We start from the raw sequence: 20,350 nt of genomic DNA, 5'->3' as shown, positions 1-20,350 counted from the left end.
TCTTCTTTTAAAGCAAGATGGAGTTAACTCCCATTTGCTCCGTCACTTTAGAATTTTCGGAAAATAAAATGGTCACATCCAATAAGGACATGACCACTAGTTAATTTCTAAAAAATTGCCACCTGCTTCGATACTTCATCTATCTCATGCAGATCTTCTTCTGTTAGTTTAAATGTTAAGGTACCGATATTTTCCTGTACGTGGTGTGGCTTAGAGGCACCTGGAATTGCAACAACTGTATCCCCATGAAAATGGATCAGCCAATTTAAAGCAATTTGCGTTTGGCTCACGCCATATTTAATTGCCTTTTCTTCAAGTAAATCGATTAATTCTTGCGTTTTAGCTAGGCCCGATGGTTTGAAGAAAGACATATGCTTTCGCGGCCCTTTGATTTTTTTGACTAATTCAGGATTCTTGTGAAACTTACCGGATAAAATCCCCTGCTCTAATGGGGAATAAGCGATAATTGTTATACCTAGCTGCTTAGCGGCCTCAAGCACACCGTTTTTCTCTATTCTACGATCCAAGAGACTATATTTCACTTGATTAGATGCTAATGATAGTCCTTCTCCTTTTAATACGTTGGCTGCTTCCTTCATCTTTTCCGCATTGAAGTTACTGACTCCAATATGCTTAATTTTCTTGTTACGATGGAGCTCAGCCATTGCTTCCATTTCCTTCTGCACACTTGAGAATGAGAAAGGCTGATGAATTTGATACAGTGTAATCGGTCTTCCATCAAGTGCTTGTTTACGCGCATCGATTGTATTGGTAATGGACGAGGCAGTGCGCATGATTGGCCACCATTTTGTCGCGATAAGTGCGTCATCGGCTTCTTTACCAATGCTTTTTAGTGCTGTCGCTAAAGCCTTTTCAGATTGACCTTTCCCATATATTTCTGCTGTATCAAACCAATTAATTCCACCATCTAAGCTCATTTCTACAATTTGTTTTATATCAGCTTGATCCAAACTTGCCCAAAATTTTCCGACCAATCCTTTGCCATTACTAAATTGCCAACACCCTAATCCTAGTGCTGAGATTTCAGTTGATGAGTTACCTAGTTTACGCAAAGGGATAGTTATATTAATTGACATACTTAACACTTCCTTTATCCTATTCCTATCCCTAGTTTAATCCACAACCTATCAAAATAGAAATAGAATGCAGGCTCACAACAGATTATCTTTCGACAAAAACCGGGTGGTGACAGGCACCACTAATTATCAGACGGTTTTGTTTAATAATCAGACATTCCATTGACTAGTATGCCTATAAATTTTACGATGTTCTTGTACTTCATGTAATGCCACTCTATTTTTCATTTTACAATTCATAGAATACCTCCATCACGAATAAGCCTTTTCTATCTATTAAACTTTTTTCTACAGAGCACTCTATCAAACCTTCGAATAATTCACTAGATTCACGCAACAAAATAATGTAAGCGCTTAAAAACCTGCACACAATAGATAGTATTTTCTATGTATTGTTCCTATACATCAAAATTATATAGTTTAAAAAGGAGGCATGTTAACTATTCTTATAAGACTTTAATACTAAGGTGTGACAGGGGTGTTCATTAATAAGGAGGAGTTAGATGGCTAAGAAATTATCTATTATGATGACAGTAGTTATGGTCTTTTCTTTGTTTCAACCCACATTCTTAAGCGTTACTGCAGCAGAAAATGGTACAAACTCAAGTATTCAATTAGAAGACCTTGATCGGGGTCTTGTTGCAACCTCCACCACAGATGGTGTTTTTCTAAGTTGGAGATTGCTTGCAGATGAGGTAAATTCTTATTCAGATTTCGGGCTAAGGGGAACTGATTTTAACGTATATCGGGATGGTAAGATGATTGCAACTGTAAAGACTAGCACCAACTATTTAGATAAGGAAGGAAATACCACATCGGAGTACTTTGTAAGTGCGGTAGTAGACGGGAAAGAAACAGGTGATGTTAGTGAGACAGTGACACCTTGGAAAAACAATTATTATGACTTGCCATTACAAAAGCCGGCTGATGGTGTAACTCCAGTTGGTGAGACATACTCGTACTCTGCAAATGATATGAGTGTAGGCGATGTCAATGGTGACGGACAGTATGAATATATTGTGGAATGGTATCCATCTAATGCAAAAGACGTATCACAAAAGGGTTACACTGGAAATACGTATATTGATACGTACTCCATTGACGGGGAGCTATTATACCGAATTGACCTTGGTGTTAACATTCGTTCGGGTGCTCACTATACACAATTTTTAGTATATGATTTCGATGGAAATGGTAAATCAGAGCTTATGTTTAAAACGGCACCAGGCACAAAAGTCATCCATTTTGATGAAGAAGGAAATGTCACATCAGAAAAGTACATTTCAATGCCACAGGAAGACATCGATGCTGGTTACAGTAATGAGGATGACTACCGGATGAGTTCAGATGATTATTATGAGCATGTAGTAGAAATGTTCATGAACTGGCATAAGCACGAGGAAGTAGTAGCAGGTGACTGGCCAGAAACATTAGAGGAAAGTTTTGGGGTTGAAAAACAATATGAATATCCCCTGTCAAGAAAAGACGCTGAAAGTCTGGCTGATTACTTTATTGATGAATACGCTCCGAGTAGAAGTGAACGGAATGATTTAAGAAACTTCGAAGGGTTTATTTTAGAAGGACCTGAATATATTTCAGTGTTTAATGGCGAAACAGGAGCTGAACTGGATACGGTCCATTATAATCCGGGACGCGGGGACGACGGTCTAATGTGGGGCGATTATGCGATGTCAAGAATCGAACCGGGTAACCGCGTTGACCGTTTCTTAGCAGGTGTTGCCTATTTAGACGGAGAAAATCCATATGCCATTTTCGCACGGGGCTATTATACAAGAGCTGCCATTGCGTCCTATACATTTGACGGGGAAAACATTAAGGAAAACTGGGTTGCGGATAGCGGTTGGACTCCGATGAGCAATCCGTTTAATGATGGACCTCATGGGGTACTCGGTGAAAACTCGGAATATGCTACATTAACAACTCAAGGAAACCACCAATTTTCAACAGCAGATGTTGATGGAGATGGAAAACAAGAAATTGTTTACGGTGCAGCAACGCTTGACGATGATGGATCGCTACTATATAGTTCCAGAGATATTTTACCAGAAGGCAGTGGGAACCCTGGAGCAGAAGCAGGATTGGGACACGGGGACGCACTTCATGTAACGGATATAGATCCAAATCGTGAAGGCTTAGAAATCTTTTCTGTCTTTGAAGGTAGTTCATGGGCACCATACGGGTATGCATTGCGTGATGCTGCGACTGGTGAAGTTATCTATGGTGAATATACTGGAAAGGACACTGGACGTGGGATGATTGGAGACGTCAACCGTGGACAGGCTGGCTTAGAAACCTGGGCTGTTGATTTACGGACTGCGAGCGGTGACCTTATAAGTACCAACATACCTGGAACTAACATGAATATAAAATGGGATGCTGACATGACCACTCAAATTATTAGCGGCTCCGGTAATTCAACACCCCAGATTTATGATTGGGAAAATGGAACAATTTTAACAGCAGAAGGCACACGGACCAACAATGGTACTAAAGGAAATCCTTCTTTAGTTGCTGATATTTTCGGTGATTGGAGAGAAGAACTACTAGTAAGAACGGAAGATAGCTCTGCTATTCGAATATATGTAAATATTGAAGTAACCGATCGTAAATTACACACACTTATGCATGATGTTCAATATAGAACTGGCATCTCTTGGCAAAATAGTGGATACAATCAACCAGCATATACGAGCTATTACTTTGGTTCAGACATGGATTGGAGTAAGGTTGTCGTTCCAAATGCTGGGCAGTTGAAGTATGTGGAAGAAGAAGCTAAAGAAATAGATATTACTAAACTTAAACAATTGATTGAATCTGCTAGAGCAATTTCTAATCAAGATAAAACTTATACAGATGAAAGCTACCAAGCATTACAAGAGGCGATTGCGTCTGCTGAAGTATCCTTAGGTGAAATAGAATTTGAAAGTGATCTTTATGCTGCGTTAGAGGAATTACAAAGTGCAATTGATAGCTTAAAAGAAATTGTCGACCTAGGACCTGGTTGGAGATTTGATTTTGGATCAGAAAATAGTCCTGTTGCCAATGGATTTGAGCGAGTATCGGATAAGATGAATTATGATGCAGACCGAGGATTTGGCTTTAAGAATGGTACAGATGGCTTCAGAGATCAAGAGGGACCAGATGACTTACGTCGTGATTTTATTATAGCTTCTGGCAAAGAATTTCAAGTAGATGTTCCAAATGGGGACTATGATGTTCGAATTATTACAGGTTCCGAATGGAATGACAACACCTCTACTTATTCGCTTGAGGATGGAGAAACAATGGGCGGCGAAAATACTGCAGCTGGAGAATTCATAGAATACACCGATACAGTCACGGTAAAGGATGGACAATTAAACATTGTATTTGGTGGAGAATGGGCTCGAATAAATGCTGTTGAAATCGTAGCAGTAGAAGACTTTAATGTGAAATTTGATTTCGGAACAGAAACTAGCCCAGTAAAATACGGATTTGAGCAAGTAGCTAATACACTTGTCTATGACAGTGATATCGGCTTTGGACTTGATCAAGAAGTAGATACAAGAGATCGTGGTGTGTCCGATGACATTCGAAGAGACTTTATCATTGGCAAAGACTATCAGTTTATGGTTGATCTACGCAATGGCAGCTATAATGTAAAAATCATTGCAGGCGATGCGATTACGTCTAATAAATCATCCTATGTTATCGAGGGTGTTGATCAAGGAATTATTTCATCTGGAACAGGCGAATTTTCTGTTCTTGAAACTACAGTAAATGTAACCGATGGGCAAATGAATATTGATATTGGACAAAATGGTAGAATTAACGGCCTTGAAATCTATTATGATGGAGAGGTAAAGGAATTGAATCTAGCCCCGTTAAAAGAGCTAATTGCTAAAGCAAAAACTATTTCCAACGCAGACGGGAAGTACACAGAAGCGTCATTTAATCAGTTAGTTACTGCAATTAAGACAGCTGAAGCTGCTCTAGAGACGATAGATTCCGAAGCAGCTCTAAACGAGGCTATAGAAGCATTACAAGCAGCGTTAGACAAACTAGACACAAAGGAGCCAAACAAAGAAGAACCTACTGAAGAGGATCCGGACAAATCGAATTCTGATGAGGATCCAGGTAATATAGATTCTGACCAGGTCGGTGGAAATGATCATGGCGGAAAATTACCTGCTACAGCGACTTCTATGTTTAACACACTATTAGTAGGCTTCGTATTACTCCTGTTCGGTTCTGCTTCTTTCTTCGTTATCAAGCACAGAAGACAGCAATAGACGGAGGTTAATTTTAGTAGGACTCTCATCACAGGATAAAAGAAAAGAAAATATTAGTACTATATTAAGAGCGAGATATAAAAAACGACTCAAATCCACTATAGGATGAGAGTCGTTTTTTTTATTTCCACCCCTGATGTTAACAGATAAATGAAAATATAAAACTCCTAGCATTCGACAAAAACCGGGTGGTGACAGGCACCACTCCTCCACTATACAATGGTTATGGAGGTGTTTTTATGGAGGTTAGGAATCGGGTTTCGTTTGTTATGTTTGTTTTGGGTGTTGTTTTTATGTTAATTGGTGCTTTTTTAGGATTTATTGTTGGGACTAATCAATTATTTTATGACCTGGAAGCTTTACAAGAAATAGTTGGTTGGTCCATATTTGCTACAGGTATTATCAGTGGGATCATTTTCATGGCATTCTCGGAAGTTATTATACTATTACAAGCAATATACAATCAGGGGAAACAAAGGGTTAAAACAGAGAACTCAACCAAAATTAATGCTACTGAGAATAAACAATACCCTGTACCAGAACAAGCTCGCAAGGATATTATCAAATACTATAAAGACCGTAATGTCCAAGAGATATACGGTACCCATGACGAAGACTTTTTCAAAATTAAAATGGATGACCAAATTCATATTATCGAGTTGGGTGGTTTTCATCCAGTCGTTATTCCAGAGAAGAAGGCTAAAGAACTAGGATTCTCGTATGACTAGGGTTTTCGAGATAGCCTCTTGGGCGAAGGAGATGTAGTTTCCTTGTTTGTTTTATTATTGACCATGCTAGAACGCTTAGGCGTCATCGTTACCATCGCATTTGTATTAACTCGTTTTCAATTTTTTCAAGACTTAATCTCCCATGAGAAGCTCGGTAAAAAACAGCAGTTGATTGCCACTCTCTTCTTCGGTGTGTTCGGTATTATCGGAACCTATCTCGGAGTTACGCTTAACACAGAAACGAACAGTTTCGATCGACTTGTCATGAACTTGACCTCAGAAGAAGCGATTGTTAATTCTCGCGTTATTGGTGTCGTCCTAGCAGGTCTCCTTGGCGGTTACAGAATGGGGATTGGAGCTGGCTTGATTGCCGGTGTTCACCGCTTCACACTTGGCGGATTTACTGGACTTTCCTGTGGATTAGCAGCTATCCTTTCAGGGATAATTGCTGGCGCATTCCATCGCAGGTCAAAAAGACTGAATCTAGGAGTAGCATTTTCGGTTGGCGCACTTGCTGAATCAGTGCAAATGATACTTATCCTAGTCGTCGCCAAACCATTTGGCAACGCAGTTAACCTTGTAGAGAACATTGGTATTCCAATGATTGTCGCAAATGGAGTTGGTTCGGCATTATTTCTTCTGATTATAAATAATGTTGTTAAAGAAAAAGAGAAAACTAGTGCTCTTCAAGCAAGAGAAACATTACGAATTGCCGATCAAACGATCCACTACCTAAGGAAAGGGATTACGAATGCCTCTGCGCTTTCCGTTTGCAAAATTCTATACAAAGAAATGCATGCAAGTGCAGTCGCCATCACAAATAAGACCAATATATTGGCGCATGTGGGCTTAGCAGATGACCACCACCGCGCAGGTAGCCCCCTGCAAACAGACAGTACAAGAGAAGTAATGGAACGTGGCGAAATGATTGTTGCTGACGGCAAATCGATTCACTGTGTACAAAAAGATTGTCCTTTAGGTGCTGCTGTTATCGCCCCCTTAAAACAACGAGGAAAAACAATCGGTAGTCTCAAATTTTATTTTAAATCGGAAAAGGAGATATCTAGTGTTAATTTAGAAATGATTACAGGATTAAGTGTATTGTTAAGTAACCAACTAGAAGTTGCCGAGGCAGATCGGGCATACCAATTAGCAAAAGAGGCCGAAATCAAGGCACTCCAAGCACAAATTAGTCCACATTTTCTTTTTAATTCATTAAACACAATCGTATCATTAATCCGAATAGATCCAGTAAAGGCTCGCAAATTACTACTATCATTATCTCAATTTTTAAGACAAAATTTATCCGGCACAACTACGAATATGACCTCCCTTCAACAAGAGTTGAACCATACAAAAGCATACTTAACGATCGAAGAAGCACGTTTTGTTGATAAACTGACTGTTTTATATGATATTGATGAGAGTGTCATGACAACGCAAGTACCCCCACTAACGTTACAGCCTCTCGTGGAAAATGCGGTCAAACATGGGATTAGAAATATGGAACGTGATTGTATCATACACATCTCGATCAAGATGCTAGGTACTAGTGTTGAAGTCAAAGTAGAGGACAACGGTGATGGGATTGAGTCCAAACGGCTAATCGATTTAGGTCAAAAACCACTCCAATCTAAAACAGGATCCGGTCTAGGTCTCTACAATGTAAATCGACGGTTACGTCTTACCTTTGGTGAAAATGCAGTTCTAAGAATCGATAGTCAACCACAAAAAGGAACACAGATTACTTTTCTAGTACCTAATGGAGGGAAAACCAATGACTAACACAATAAGAACGTTAATTGTAGATGATGAACGGTATGCAAGAGATGAGCTTAAGCACTTATTAAGCGCTTTTGATTCTATACAGGTTATTGGTGAGGCGGATTCTGGCGAAGCTGCCATTCTACAAGCAATCAAACACCAACCTGATGTGATTTTTCTTGATATCGAAATGCCTAAAGTCAATGGCATGGAAGTAGCCAAAAGTTTACTAGAATTAAAAAGCACTCCCTCTATTATTTTTGCTACTGCACATCCCGAATTCGCTGCTGAAGCATTTCGTTTTGAGGCTGTAGATTATCTACTGAAACCTTATGATGAGGAACGTTTACAGGAAACGATTGAACGGATTGAGAAACGATACTTACCACATACAGAGCACGAATCTATTAGAACTGCAGCTAAACTAGCTATCGACTTTAAAGGAGAAATATTATATATCCATCCTGATGAGATTTTGTATATATGCCGGGAAGAAAAAATCACAAAAATAAGAGGTATGTCCCGTTCATTCGAAACAAAAACAACATTAAAGGAGTTTGAACATCGCCTGAAGCCATACCCCTTTTTCCGAATACATAAAAGTTATTTAGTAAATCTCGACTATGTTTCAAAGCTAAGTCCTTGGTTTAATGGGGCATACCAGTTAGAGCTGAAGGGTTGTGCTGATGTCCTAGCTGTTAGTAGGAACTATGTTAGGGGGCTAAGGGAAGTGCTTGAACTGTAAGATTCCTTCCTTACCAAGTCATGCATTTCACCTGCTAATCCATGCATCTTGACCGACAATTTCAACATGATAATCCTATACTTCACATTTTTGTAACAAGCAGACATATAATTTTTGTATGCGGTTACATCAAATAAGGGGGTTAACCATAATGTACACTTTTCTAGGTGGTATTGCACTATTACTAATTGGTTATTTTACGTACGGTAAATTTGTTGAAAAGGTCTTTGGTGTAAAGGATAAAAGAGCGACACCTGCGTTTACGCATCAGGATGGGGTAGATTATTTACCAATGAATTCTCCAAAAAATGCTTTGATTCAGCTCTTAAATATTGCTGGGGTAGGGCCTATATTCGGTCCAATAATGGGAGCGCTTTATGGTCCAGTAGCATTCTTATGGATCGTATTCGGCTGTATCTTCGCTGGTGCAGTTCACGACTACTTGACTGGTATGATTTCGATTAGAAACAGAGGCGCACACCTTCCAGAGCTTGCAGGTAAATTTTTAGGGAAAATAATGAAACATATTGTTAATGCTTTCTCTGTATTGCTTTTATTACTAGTCGGCACTGTTTTCGTAACTGCCCCTGCTGGTCTACTGCACAATATGATGAGTGGATGGGCAACTATGGGCTTAATTATTGGTGCTATCTTTATTTATTACCTTCTAGCGACCTTGCTACCGATTGATAAAATCATTGGTCGCTTCTACCCTATTTTTGGTGGGTTGTTGTTGATTAGTGCACTAGGAGTTGGTGCTGGCCTTGTCATTACTGGTGCTCCAATTCCAGAAATATCATTATCAAACTTCCATCCAGATAACGCACCTATATTCCCACTATTATTCTTAACGATTTCTTGTGGTGCCTTATCCGGTTTTCACGCAACACAAACACCAATCATTTCTAGAACAACTCAAAGTGAGAAACAAGGCCGTCGAATTTTTTACGGAATGATGATTGCAGAAGGTGTAATTGCGATGATCTGGGCTGCAGCAGCAATGAGTCTTTTTGACGGATCTACAGGTCTTAATCAACTGCTTGCCGATGGTGGCCCAGCAGCAATTGTAAGTGAAGCTTCTACCCTTATGTTAGGAGCAATCGGTGGAACACTCGCTGTTCTAGGTGTTATCATTTTACCAATCACATCTGGCGATACAGCATTTAGAAGCGCGCGTATGATCATTGCAGATTACTTCAACTATTCTCAAAAGAAAGTAATCAATCGTTTATGGATCGCCTTGCCATTATTTGTAATATCCTTTGCTTTAACAAAAATTGATTTCACCTTACTATGGCGCTACTTCTCTTGGGCTAACCAATCAACTGCAGTCATTGCGCTATTTGTTGGAGCGATGTACTTGTATGTAGCGAAAAAGAATTATTGGATATCCTTAATCCCTGGGTGCTTTATGTTAATGGCAACGATGACCTACATTTTAAATGCACAGATAGGATTCGGTTTGGCGTTAAGTACTTCGTATATAGGGGCTACTATTATTTCAGTCATTCTCATTGTGTTATTCTTCTATGCAGCGAAGAAGTCACGTGATAATAAGATTCCTTTGGAAGAAGACATCTCAAATTGGAATCATGTTGCTTAGAAATAGGGATATTGTTGAAACAGCTTCACTAGATACTTGATGTGAAGCTGTTTTTATTTTATTTAAAACTAACTTTCATTTCACAGATGAATGCCATCTGTGAAAATTGAAATAATAATGATAGATGTATTTCTGAAATAAGTATTATTAGTTGCTTTCATAAGTATTTACTGTCAATCTTAGAAAAGGTAGAAAATATATAGAAATCGCAGGTGAGACTCATGATTGAAATCAAAACTTCAAAAGTAAGCGATGGGGAATTTAATAGAGGCGTTTTTGCAACACAAGATATTAAAAAAGGAGTGCTTTTCCACCAAGCCCCTGTTATTGCATATCCGAACGATCAACATAAACATATTGAAAAAACATTGCTTGAGGATTATGCATTTGAGTATGGTAAAAATCATACGGCCATTCTTTTAGGGTACGGCATGCTGTTCAACCATTCTTATGAACCTAATGCAGAGTATGACATTAATTTCCCAAACCACACCTTTGATTTTTATGCATTCAAGGATATCGAAGCTGGTAGTGAAATTTTTATTAACTATAACGGTGAAGTTGATAATAACGATCCACTTTGGTTCAACATGGACGAGGAAGAAGAAACAAACTAATATCCAGCACTTTACAAAAAACGACAAAAACCGGGTGGTGACAGGCACCACCCGGTTTTTGCATGTTTTACAGGTAACCTTTTTCTTTTAGGTAGGTTACGATTGTGTCTACGGATTCTTCTAGTGTTTGTTTGTCTGTTTCGACGGTAACCTCTGGGTTAATTGGTTCTTCGTATGGTGCGTCTATTCCAGTGAACCCTTTAATTTCTCCTGCACGTGCTTTTTTGTATAATCCCTTTGGATCACGCTCTTCGCATGCTTCTACACTACATTTCACGTACACTTCAACAAATTCATCTTCATCCAATATAGCGCGTACATTGTCACGGTCCTCTCGGTAAGGCGAAATGAAGGCTGTTAATGTAACTAAACCAGCATCAGCCATTAACTTAGACACCTCTCCAATACGTCGGATATTTTCTGTACGATCTTCAGGGCTAAATCCTAGATTATTGTTTAATCCATGTCGGACGTTATCTCCATCCAGCCGATACGTATGCACTCCAAGCTCATGTAACTTTTTTTCCAACTCAACAGAAATAGTTGATTTTCCCGATCCAGACAATCCTGTGAACCACAACACAGCACTTTTATGCTTATTTAGCTTTTGTCTATCTTCTTTCATTACTTTGGAATCATGCCATACAATATTTGTTGATTTACTCATAATAAACCCCTCCTCATTTTTAAAACACTATAACCAAGTCCAATAAATCATACCTATGGTTGTTACCATCACAATCGCACTTAATGGTAATCCAACCTTGAAATAATCGGTAAATTTGTACCCTCCAGGACCATAAACAATTAAATTAGTTTGATAACCGATTGGAGACAGGAAACTAGCTGAAGCACCTATCGTTATCAATATTAAGAAAGCCATCGGATCTTGATTAAGGCGATTTGCTGCCTCCACTGCAATTGGGAACATTAGTACCGCAGCAGCATTATTCGTAATCACTTCTGTAAATAATACAGTTAATAAATAGATAAATACTAAAACGCCTAACAAACCAAACGGCTCCGATAATGCTACTAGTTGATTGGCTAACCACTCTGCTGCACCAGTTTTAAATAAGGCCTCCCCAACACCGAAGGCACTTGCAATTAACAACAAAACATCAAACTGCAACGTTCGCCTTGCCTCATCTGGTGTAATAATTTTAAACAAAATATATAAAACAACTGTGATACACATCGCTTTGAACATTGGTAATAGGTTAAAGCTTACTAAGGCGATCATCACAATAAGTGTTCCTACTGCTAACCAGGCCTTCATTGGATTCATTTTTTCTAATAGTGGGTGGTCATCTAACGGTGTTACGACATAAAAATCATTGGATTGAGCGGAACGTTCATGGAAATCCGCTCCAGCTAGCAACAATAATGTGTCCCCTGGCTTTAAAACAATGTCCCCTATTTTACTTTGGATACGCTCATTGTTTCGATGGACTGCTACGACACCTGAATCATACTTCCCTCTAAACTGAGTATCTTTAATTGTTTTATGAAGTAATGAGGATTGATGGGAAATCACAACCTCGACGAGCTGCCCGTTTCCGTTACGAAGTTTATCTAATGTTAGAGTAGTCCCGGTTTTTAGTTCTAACCCTTTTTTATCTTTCAGTTCAGCGATTTTAGAAATGACGCCTGTGAATATTAAGCGATCGTTCACTTTGATCTTCGTTGTATTTTTAACAGGATATATTTTTTCATGATTACGGATGATAGCAATCAAATACACACCCTCAAGGTTTCTTAACCCTGCCTCTTCCACCGTTTTATTTACTAGTGGGTTATTAAGGTATGGATAGTATTCCTCTACAATCATTTCAGCCAAATACTCTTTACTTTTATCTCCGATTGTTTCACCAAAAGTCTTATGGTTTGGTAACAGCTTGTAACCAATTGTCACTAAGTAAATGAGACCAAGCACACTGGCAAGGATACTAACTTTCCCCAATGTAAATAATGAGAAGCCCTCTAAACCTCTATCTAACATCATGCCATGGACAACTAGATTAGTTGATGTACCCATTAATGTTAAGATACCTCCCAGTATGGACGCATAGGAGAGGGGGATAAGGAATTTTGATGGTGAGATATTATGGTCCGAACACCACTTCCGAACAATTGGCGTTAGTGTCACGACAATCGGTGTATTGTTTAAAAAGGCCGATGCTCCTGTTATCGGTAATAGAAATTTAAACAAGGAACGCTTAGCTGATTTTCCATTCCCTAAAAAGAAGGCGATCGCACGCTCTACAAGCCCACTATTTTGAATAGCGCCTGCAACAATAAACAATAACGCTACAGTTAACATTCCTTGGTTCGAGAACCCTGCTACAGCTTCCTCCGCTGTTAAAATACCTGTAACAAAAAAACTAATTAAAGCAGTAAAGACTATGATTGCAGGTCGAGTTATTTCTTTCACTAACGCAACCATCATCAGTACAACAACTACTAATGTAAATATAAGTTCCCATGACATGGTGTTATCCCCCCTTGTGACCTGAAGCATAAAGATCTCTTTTATAGATCTACGGTTTCAGTTTCTTTTTACTCCCCTCTTAAATTCACATATTTCAGATAATTATTCATTTAGAGGTAGTAACAAGTTTTATTCATCTAACATTTTTAACAGTTAGCTGTTTGTGATAAAAAACAACCATGCTAGGTTTGTTACGATAAGCGCAACTCTCCTAACATGGATAGGTTCTACTTCAATTACTTAGCTATTGACGGCCATTCCTTTAATTAATACTTCCGCAACCTCTGGACGAGAGAACTGTTTTGGTGGCTTTTCACCATTACGAAGCATTTCGCGAACTTTTGTACCACTTAAGTGAACATGGTTTTCCTTATCATGTGGACAGGTTTTAGCAGTACCCATGTTCTCACATTTTGTGCAGAAAAAGGCATGCTCGAACTTAAAGATTTGAATTCCTAGTTCGCTTTCAAATTCACTAATGAAATCTTGTGCTTCATATGTTCCATAGTAGTCACCAACACCAGCATGATCACGTCCGACAATAAAGTGTGTACAACCGTAGTTTTTACGAACAATCGCATGTAGGATCGCTTCTTTTGGTCCTGCATAACGCATTGCAGCGGGATAGATTACTAGTCTCGTACGGTCTGCTGGGTAGTAGTGTTTAAGAATAACTTGATAGCTTTCCATTCTCACTTCTGCAGAGATATCATCCGATTTCGTTTCTCCTACAAGTGGATTCAATAGCAAGCCATCTACCGCTTCTAGTGCACTTTTTTGAATATATTCATGTGCACGGTGAACCGGGTTTCGAGTTTGGAAACCAACTACCGTTTTCCAACCAAGGTCCGCAAACATTTTTCTCGTTTCACTAGGATCCATGTAAAAATCAGCAAAATCACTGTGGTCCGGACGATTTAATAGTGTAATAGGTCCACCTAGGTAAACATCGCCACGCTCATATAATTTTTTGACACCAGGATGCGCTTCTTCTGTAGTGCCATAAACTTTCTTTGCCTCTAGCTCTTTATCATATGCGTACTTCTCTTCTAGTTTAAGCGTTCCATAAATAACGTTATCTTCGCCTTTAAGGGCAATTTCATCACCAATTTGGTATTTATCTGCTTCTTCTGTTGTTACGGAAAGTGTAATTGGCACACTCCAAATAGTTCCATCAGCTAGACGTGTATTAGCTACAACACTTTCGTAATCTGCTTTACCTAAGAACCCTGTAAGTGGACTAAACCCACCAATTCCGATCAATTCTAAGTCAGAAACAGCCCAAGAAGAAATCGTTAAAGAAGGTAAGGTTGTAGCTTTCGCTAAAGCTTCCTCCCTTTCAGCACCCTTAAGCTCACGATTTACAAGAATACCCCCATGTGCTTCAATAGACATCCTAAAACCTCCAAATTAATATTTTCGACAAAATTCGGGTGGTGACAGGCACCATCCTTTAGTCGTGGAACTCTAATCCTGTAGTAACTTCTTTGACGTATCCGGCGCGGATTACATAGTCGCCGAAGTGTTCCTTTTCTTCTCGTTCTTTAGCATATGCTTTAAGGATTGGCCCAAGTGTATCTAATATCTCTTCTTCACCAATATTTTCTTTATACATCTTGTTGAGACGGTCACCGTTGAAGCTTGCACCCAAGTACATATTGTATTTGCCAGGAGCTTTCCCAATAAATCCAATTTCCGCTAGAGCTGGACGTGCACATCCATTTGGACATCCAGTCATCCGTATCGTAATCTCTTGTTCTCTCAAGCCAGCTTCATCAAGAAGTACTTCGACTTTATCAATCAGAGATGGCAGATAACGTTCCGATTCCGCCATTGCTAAACCACAAGTTGGGAAAGCCACACAGGCCATTGAATTTCTTCGTAATGCTGAATTTTCTTTCCCGTCTGTTAGGCCGTATTCATCAACAAGCTTCTGAATTTTTGGTTTCATGTAGTTTGTCACATTACCAATGATCAAATTTTGATTTGGTGTCATACGGAAATCTCCAGTATGTACCTTTGCAATTTCACGCAGTGCTGTTTTTAGCTTATACGAGTCATAATCTGCCACACGTCCATTTTGAACGTACAATGTTAGGTGCCATTTACCATCATGGCCTTTAATCCAACCATACTTATCACCATTGTGATCAAAGTGGTAGTCACGTGTTTCTTCTAACTCCCAACCAAGGCGATTGTTCAGTTCTTGTAGAATCCACTCTTTACCTAAACGATCCACAGTGTATTTAAAACGTGCATTTTTACGATTCGAACGGTTTCCATAATCACGTTGGATCGTTAGAATTTTTTCTGCCACATCGACTACTTTGTCTTTTGGAGTATAACCGATGACCTTCCCTACTTGAGGATACGTATCCTTATCCCCATGTGTGCTTCCCATTCCACCACCAACAACTACATTAAATCCGACTAGCTGATCCTCTTCTTTTATGGCAATTAACCCTAAATCCTGTGAGAACACATCTATATCATTTGAAGGTGGAACAGCAATCCCTATTTTGAATTTACGAGGTAAATAAAGATCACCATAAATTGGTTCCAATTCTTCTTTACTGTCGATCACTTTCTCTTCATCTAACCAGATCTCATGGTATGCCTTTGTTCTTGGTAATAAATGATCACTGATTTTATGCGCCCATTCATTTACTTCATTCGTGTACCTCGAATGCTCTGTATTTACACTTGCCATTACATTTCGATTTACGTCCCCACAAGCAGCAATCGTATCAAGTAATGCTTTATTCATACCTTGAATCGTTGATTTCAAGTTCCATTTTAAAACACCATGTAATTGGAACGTTTGACGTGTCGTCATTTTTAATGTTCCATTACCATACGTATCTGATAATTCATCCATTGTAAGCCACTGCTCAGGAGTAGTAATTCCCCCTGCGAGACGAACACGGATCATAAATTGATACGCTGGCTCTAGCTTTTGTTTTCTCCGTTCGTTACGTAAGTCCCGATCATCCTGCATATAACTACCATGGAATTTCAATAATAATGTATCTTCTTCTGGAATTGCTGATGTTAATGGTTCTGCAAAGCTTTCTACTAAATTACCACGGAGGAAATCACTTCTCTCTTTAAGCTTTTCCATTCCGCTTGGCGGTCCAGCTTCATACGGAAATCTTTTTGACATGATGAAACTCCTTTCCCCAATCACTCTTCTAATCTATTAATAAACATCGCGTTGATATCTTTTTTGTTTACGCATGTCGGCTATAAATGCCTCTGCTTCTTCTTGGCTCTTTCCGCCTTCTTTTTCAATAATAGAGATAAGCGTATTATGAACATCTTTCGCCATCCGTTTCTCATCACCACAAACGTAAACGTGCGCACCTTTTTCTAACCATTCATATAGCTCTTTACTTTTCTCAGCCATTCGATGCTGTACATATACTTTTTCTTTTGTATCCCTTGAAAAAGCGACATCCATTCTAGTCAGCACACCTTCTTTAAGCCATTGCTGCCATTCCGTTTGATATAAAAAGTCGGTAACGAAATGTTGGTCTCCGAAGAATAACCACGTATCCCCCTCAGCCTCGATCTCTTCTCTTTCTTGTAAGAAGGAACGGTATGGGGCAACACCAGTTCCAGCACCAATCATAACAACTGGTGTTGCTGGATTTTCAGGAAGCTTAAAGCTTTCAGTCTTCTGAACGAATACAGATAACTTATCTCCAACTTCGGTACGCTCAGAAATCTGACCGGAGCACACACCTATGCGGTCACGTCCATGCGCGTGGTATCGTACTGTCCCAATCGTTAAATGAACTTCATCCGGATTTGCTTGTAAACTACTAGCAATCGAGTATAAGCGAACTGGAAGCTTACGCAGAATGTTCGTGAAGTCTGCGGCAGTTGCTTTCCATGGACCAAAGTCACGGTATAAGTCAAGTAAATCTCTGCCCTCAGTATATGCATTAATTTTATCCCGATCACCTGAATCTACTAACTTTTTCAACTCATCACTTTCAGATAGCTCTGCAGCTTTTTCCAAGAAAGGCTTTGTTAAAACGGTAATTTCAAAATGAGTTGTTAATGCCTCACGTAGCGACAGGAGATCACCCTCTTTATTAATGGAAATGGACTCTTCCGGGTTCCATCCTGTTTCTTGTAACAACTCCTCCACTAATTCAGGGGCATTTTCAGGTATAATTCCAAGACTATCACCAGGGAAAAAATCTAGGTTAGAGCCTTCTAAATCAAGTTCTATATGAAGTGTTTCCTTATTGGAACCACGTCCATTAAGATTAATTACCTCTAACACCTCTGCTTTAAAAGGGTTCTTTTTAGAGTACTTCACTTGATCAGGCGCTACGTCTGTTTGACCTAATGCTCCTTGCCCTTCAACTTTAGTCACTCCTGCGTTCTCGTTTAACTTTTCAAAAACGCCGGCAAACCATTCTTCTGCTGGCTCTTCAAAGTCAAGATCACAATCTACACGAGGGTAGATTCTTTCGGCACCTAATTCTTCTAAGCGACTATCAAAATCTTTCCCTGTCTGACAGAAAAATTCATACGAGCTGTCCCCCAAAGAAAGAACCGAGAAGCGAACACCTTCTAACTTCGGTGCACGTTTACCAAGTAAAAATTCATGGAAAGAAATCGCATTATCAGGTGGATCCCCTTCCCCATCTGTACTCGTAATAATTAGTAAATCCTGCACATCTTTAATCGCTTTTGGCTTAAAATCCTCCATGGAGGAAACCGTTGCTTTAAAATTTTTATCTGTAAGCTTCTGTGTAAATTCTTCTGCAAGTCCTTGAGAATTACCGGTATCTGTACCATAGAGAACCGTAATTTCTCTCGTTTCAACTTGCTCCTGAACAGGGGCTGAAGGCGTTGCTTCAATTGCATCCTTCAGCGTTGTTGCTGCACTTTCAGAATTAGCTTGCCCAGCGACAGCTAAATAGCCACTTAACCATAGTTTCTGGTTTTCCGTTAGGGTTGGTAGTAGGCGATTTAAAAGTTCAGCTTGTTCTTGACTAAATGGACTGTTGGTTACTTGTAGTTGCAAAAATCCCACCTCACAAAGGAATACTATTTTTATTTAAAATCATTACTTAAATCACGATCCTGGTGTATGAAGACCACATTCTGTTTTATTTGTACCTTGCCATCTCCCCGCGCGACTGTCACCATCATCTTCAACGGCAGACGTACATGGAATGCACCCAATACTTGGGTAGCCTTTATCATGTAATTCATTGTAATCCAAGCTATTTTCTTGGATATAACTCCATACTTCATCCCAAGTCCAATAAATTAGGGGGCATACTTTTATAGATTTAAATCGATTATCTTTGTTTATAAAGTTAGTTTTAGCTCTACTAGGAGATTGCTCTCTCCTCAATCCTGAAATCCAAGCAGTTGCACCACTTAGCGCATCTTCTAATGGCTTTATTTTTCTAATGTAACAGCACTGATCTGGCTGCCTTTTCCATAAAGCTGATCCATACTGTTGACCTTGTTCTTCTAATGTTAACTCCGGTTTCTTCATGATGATATTAAGCTCTGGATATCTACGTTTCACTTTTTCAATCAACTCATACGTTTCCGGGAAATGTAAATCCGTATCTAAGAAAACGATCTCTGCATCTTTTTTTACCTTAGATATTAAATCAATTAACACAATTGCCTCTGCACCAAAGCTGCAAGCATATACAATGGACTCTCCATAGGAGCTATATGCCCATTCTAATACCTCAGCGGCCCCTTTAGTTGGATCACTAGGTTTCCAGTCAGCAAAAGGGTCACCAGTAAATGAATCATACTTCACAACAGTATTACTCATATCAAACTCCCCAATCTGGTTTTTAGTTTATTTATTCTATGAAATTTTCAAATATTTGTTAGCAATTTAATTTACTTCGTTATATACATAGTAAGTACGCAAACAGTAGTTCATTCCTAAAAAACAGTATAAAAAAACCTCTTCTATACTTAGTAAGAAGAGAGGTTTGTATCGATAAAAGAAATCTACCTATCTTCTTATCTTTCAAGTGCTAACGCCTTGCTGGAATTGGCACAGCATCTAATTATATCAATCATCAGACCCGTTGCCGAGGCTTCTATGGGCCAGTCCCTCCACCTCTCACGATAAGAATATGCTTATAAAATTTTAATTATTATTATTCTGATAAAAATAATAGGCTTTTTAGCAGTAAATGTCAATACATGTATCAAAATATTGTACGTATTATTTGAAATTATCTGAAATCAATTACAATTTTACTAGATAAATATAGTGGAGTGAATAGATATTTAGGATGAATTTTCAGCAGGTTGGGTGGCAAATCATTCTATAATATAAGCTACCCAACCTTTTTAACCTGGTTAGATCTAGCTATATGTGGGGTCTAGTTGGGTGGAAATCTTAATGTTTTGCCTCAAACGTTTTGCAATCTGTTTCCTCTTGTTTATTTGCTTCGTTACCAATTTGACTTACTACGTAAATGGCGTCTGCTGAACATTTATTACTTTCTACCCAAAACGTACAATTAGATACTTCACATAGTACTTGTTGAGCCACATCGTACACCCCCTTTCACCATTGTGAATAAATTCACATATTTACACAAAAAATATTACTCTTTTATAATAGCATATTGGACTATGTAAAAACTACTTGTCTATGACATTTAAATAGCTGGAATTTGATTAATGTTTACTCTTATTTATAGGAACAAAACGAAGACATCCCGTTTAGCCACGCGCCGAATGGACTGAGCAGTAGGAGAAGAATCCAACGCGGTAAACGGAGTAATTCATATTTTCAATCGTACGTCGGATTGTGATCGTACGGACTAGAGGGAGTCTCTCGCTAGTCGCTAGTGCTTAGAGCTGGACGGGGTTGAATTTAAATGTCATCCACATACAGCTGATTCATATTTTTATACTAGCAAATAGAAAAAAACCGCATAAGCAACTTTGCTAATACGGTTACTTATTAATAATTTGCAGATGGGATTGTTATACACATTAGG

14 protein-coding genes, 1 pseudogene and 1 riboswitch are annotated in these 20,350 nt (G+C 38.9%); of the genes and pseudogenes, 7 read left to right on the top strand and 8 right to left on the bottom strand.

Features of this window, described 5'->3' with window-relative positions; translation table 11 throughout:
* Positions 1-107 precede the first annotated feature (107 nt).
* The gene (locus H7K77_RS18385; protein ID WP_186580039.1) at positions 108-1,097 is read right to left on the bottom strand and encodes an aldo/keto reductase; all 990 of its coding nucleotides are present in this window, start codon (positions 1,095-1,097) and stop codon (positions 108-110) included.
* A gap of 539 nt (positions 1,098-1,636) precedes the next feature.
* Between H7K77_RS18385 and H7K77_RS21385 the strand changes: the two are divergent.
* The 7 genes and pseudogenes from H7K77_RS21385 to H7K77_RS18355 all read left to right on the top strand — a co-directional run.
* Positions 1,637-3,859: pseudogene (locus H7K77_RS21385) on the top strand (rhamnogalacturonan lyase); the annotation flags it as partial.
* An 18-nt stretch (positions 3,860-3,877) separates the two neighbouring features.
* A complete protein-coding gene (locus H7K77_RS21765; protein ID WP_407926446.1) occupies positions 3,878-5,389 on the top strand; it encodes a hypothetical protein in 1,512 nt (503 codons plus the stop codon).
* Between the two features lie 239 nt (positions 5,390-5,628).
* The gene (locus tag H7K77_RS18375; RefSeq protein ID WP_186580035.1) at positions 5,629-6,117 is read left to right on the top strand and encodes a hypothetical protein; all 489 of its coding nucleotides are present in this window, start codon (positions 5,629-5,631) and stop codon (positions 6,115-6,117) included.
* A gap of 63 nt (positions 6,118-6,180) precedes the next feature.
* Entirely contained in the window at positions 6,181-7,902 is a 1,722-nt protein-coding gene (locus H7K77_RS18370) for a sensor histidine kinase (RefSeq protein WP_235988996.1), read from the top strand.
* A complete protein-coding gene (locus H7K77_RS18365; RefSeq protein ID WP_186580031.1) occupies positions 7,895-8,626 on the top strand; it encodes a LytR/AlgR family response regulator transcription factor in 732 nt (243 codons plus the stop codon). The genes H7K77_RS18370 and H7K77_RS18365 overlap by 8 nt, the downstream gene beginning before the upstream one ends.
* Before the next feature lie 151 nt (positions 8,627-8,777).
* Positions 8,778-10,229 carry a carbon starvation CstA family protein gene (locus H7K77_RS18360; RefSeq protein WP_186580029.1) on the top strand — a complete coding sequence of 484 codons (1,452 nt, stop codon included), beginning with the start codon at positions 8,778-8,780 and terminating at the stop codon, positions 10,227-10,229.
* A gap of 221 nt (positions 10,230-10,450) precedes the next feature.
* Entirely contained in the window at positions 10,451-10,846 is a 396-nt protein-coding gene (locus H7K77_RS18355) for an SET domain-containing protein (RefSeq protein WP_186580027.1), read from the top strand.
* Between the two features lie 67 nt (positions 10,847-10,913).
* Here H7K77_RS18355 and cysC read toward each other — a convergent pair whose 3' ends face one another.
* The 7 genes from cysC to H7K77_RS18320 form a co-directional block, all read right to left on the bottom strand.
* Complete coding sequence (gene cysC / locus H7K77_RS18350; protein ID WP_186580024.1) at positions 10,914-11,513, bottom strand: adenylyl-sulfate kinase; 600 nt, start codon at positions 11,511-11,513, stop codon at positions 10,914-10,916.
* Between the two features lie 27 nt (positions 11,514-11,540).
* Positions 11,541-13,337: an SLC13 family permease gene (locus H7K77_RS18345; protein ID WP_186580022.1), complete on the bottom strand. Its 1,797-nt coding sequence runs from the start codon at positions 13,335-13,337 to the stop codon at positions 11,541-11,543.
* 240 nt (positions 13,338-13,577) lie between these two features.
* Complete coding sequence (sat, locus tag H7K77_RS18340; protein ID WP_186580020.1) at positions 13,578-14,732, bottom strand: sulfate adenylyltransferase; 1,155 nt, start codon at positions 14,730-14,732, stop codon at positions 13,578-13,580.
* Between the two features lie 58 nt (positions 14,733-14,790).
* Positions 14,791-16,500 (bottom strand): assimilatory sulfite reductase (NADPH) hemoprotein subunit, encoded by a 1,710-nt coding sequence (gene cysI / locus H7K77_RS18335; protein WP_186580018.1) that lies wholly within the window; start codon positions 16,498-16,500, stop codon positions 14,791-14,793.
* A 36-nt stretch (positions 16,501-16,536) separates the two neighbouring features.
* Positions 16,537-18,381, bottom strand: a complete 1,845-nt coding sequence (locus H7K77_RS18330; protein WP_186580016.1) for an assimilatory sulfite reductase (NADPH) flavoprotein subunit — start codon at positions 18,379-18,381, stop codon at positions 16,537-16,539.
* A gap of 51 nt (positions 18,382-18,432) precedes the next feature.
* On the bottom strand, positions 18,433-19,158 hold the full coding sequence (locus H7K77_RS18325) for a phosphoadenylyl-sulfate reductase (RefSeq protein ID WP_186580014.1): 726 nt from the start codon (positions 19,156-19,158) through the stop codon (positions 18,433-18,435).
* Positions 19,159-19,352: 194 nt separating this feature from the next.
* Positions 19,353-19,470, bottom strand: a riboswitch (SAM riboswitch).
* Positions 19,471-19,740: 270 nt separating this feature from the next.
* Complete coding sequence (locus H7K77_RS18320) at positions 19,741-19,896, bottom strand: DUF1540 domain-containing protein (protein ID WP_186580012.1); 156 nt, start codon at positions 19,894-19,896, stop codon at positions 19,741-19,743.
* Between the last annotated feature and the right edge of the window lie 454 nt (positions 19,897-20,350).

Source organism: Aquibacillus kalidii, assembly GCF_014280935.1.
Classification (GTDB): domain Bacteria; phylum Bacillota; class Bacilli; order Bacillales; family Amphibacillaceae; genus Aquibacillus_D; species Aquibacillus_D kalidii.
The sequence above is the reverse complement of the archived record's forward strand: the minus strand, read 5'-3'. Positions and strand labels throughout refer to the sequence as shown.

Excerpts from the sequence above, each read along its gene's own strand:
- H7K77_RS18385 (WP_186580039.1), bottom strand. The coding sequence starts at position 1,097 with ATGTCAATTAATATAACTATCCCTTTGCGTAAACTAGGTAACTCATCA.
- H7K77_RS18375 (WP_186580035.1), top strand. The coding sequence starts at position 5,629 with ATGGAGGTTAGGAATCGGGTTTCGTTTGTTATGTTTGTTTTGGGTGTT.
- H7K77_RS18370 (WP_235988996.1), top strand. The coding sequence starts at position 6,181 with ATGCTAGAACGCTTAGGCGTCATCGTTACCATCGCATTTGTATTAACT.
- H7K77_RS18365 (WP_186580031.1), top strand. The coding sequence starts at position 7,895 with ATGACTAACACAATAAGAACGTTAATTGTAGATGATGAACGGTATGCA.
- H7K77_RS18360 (WP_186580029.1), top strand. The coding sequence starts at position 8,778 with ATGTACACTTTTCTAGGTGGTATTGCACTATTACTAATTGGTTATTTT.
- H7K77_RS18355 (WP_186580027.1), top strand. The coding sequence starts at position 10,451 with ATGATTGAAATCAAAACTTCAAAAGTAAGCGATGGGGAATTTAATAGA.
- cysC (WP_186580024.1), bottom strand. The coding sequence starts at position 11,513 with ATGAGTAAATCAACAAATATTGTATGGCATGATTCCAAAGTAATGAAA.
- H7K77_RS18345 (WP_186580022.1), bottom strand. The coding sequence starts at position 13,337 with ATGTCATGGGAACTTATATTTACATTAGTAGTTGTTGTACTGATGATG.
- sat (WP_186580020.1), bottom strand. The coding sequence starts at position 14,732 with ATGTCTATTGAAGCACATGGGGGTATTCTTGTAAATCGTGAGCTTAAG.
- cysI (WP_186580018.1), bottom strand. The coding sequence starts at position 16,500 with ATGTCAAAAAGATTTCCGTATGAAGCTGGACCGCCAAGCGGAATGGAA.
- H7K77_RS18325 (WP_186580014.1), bottom strand. The coding sequence starts at position 19,158 with ATGAGTAATACTGTTGTGAAGTATGATTCATTTACTGGTGACCCTTTT.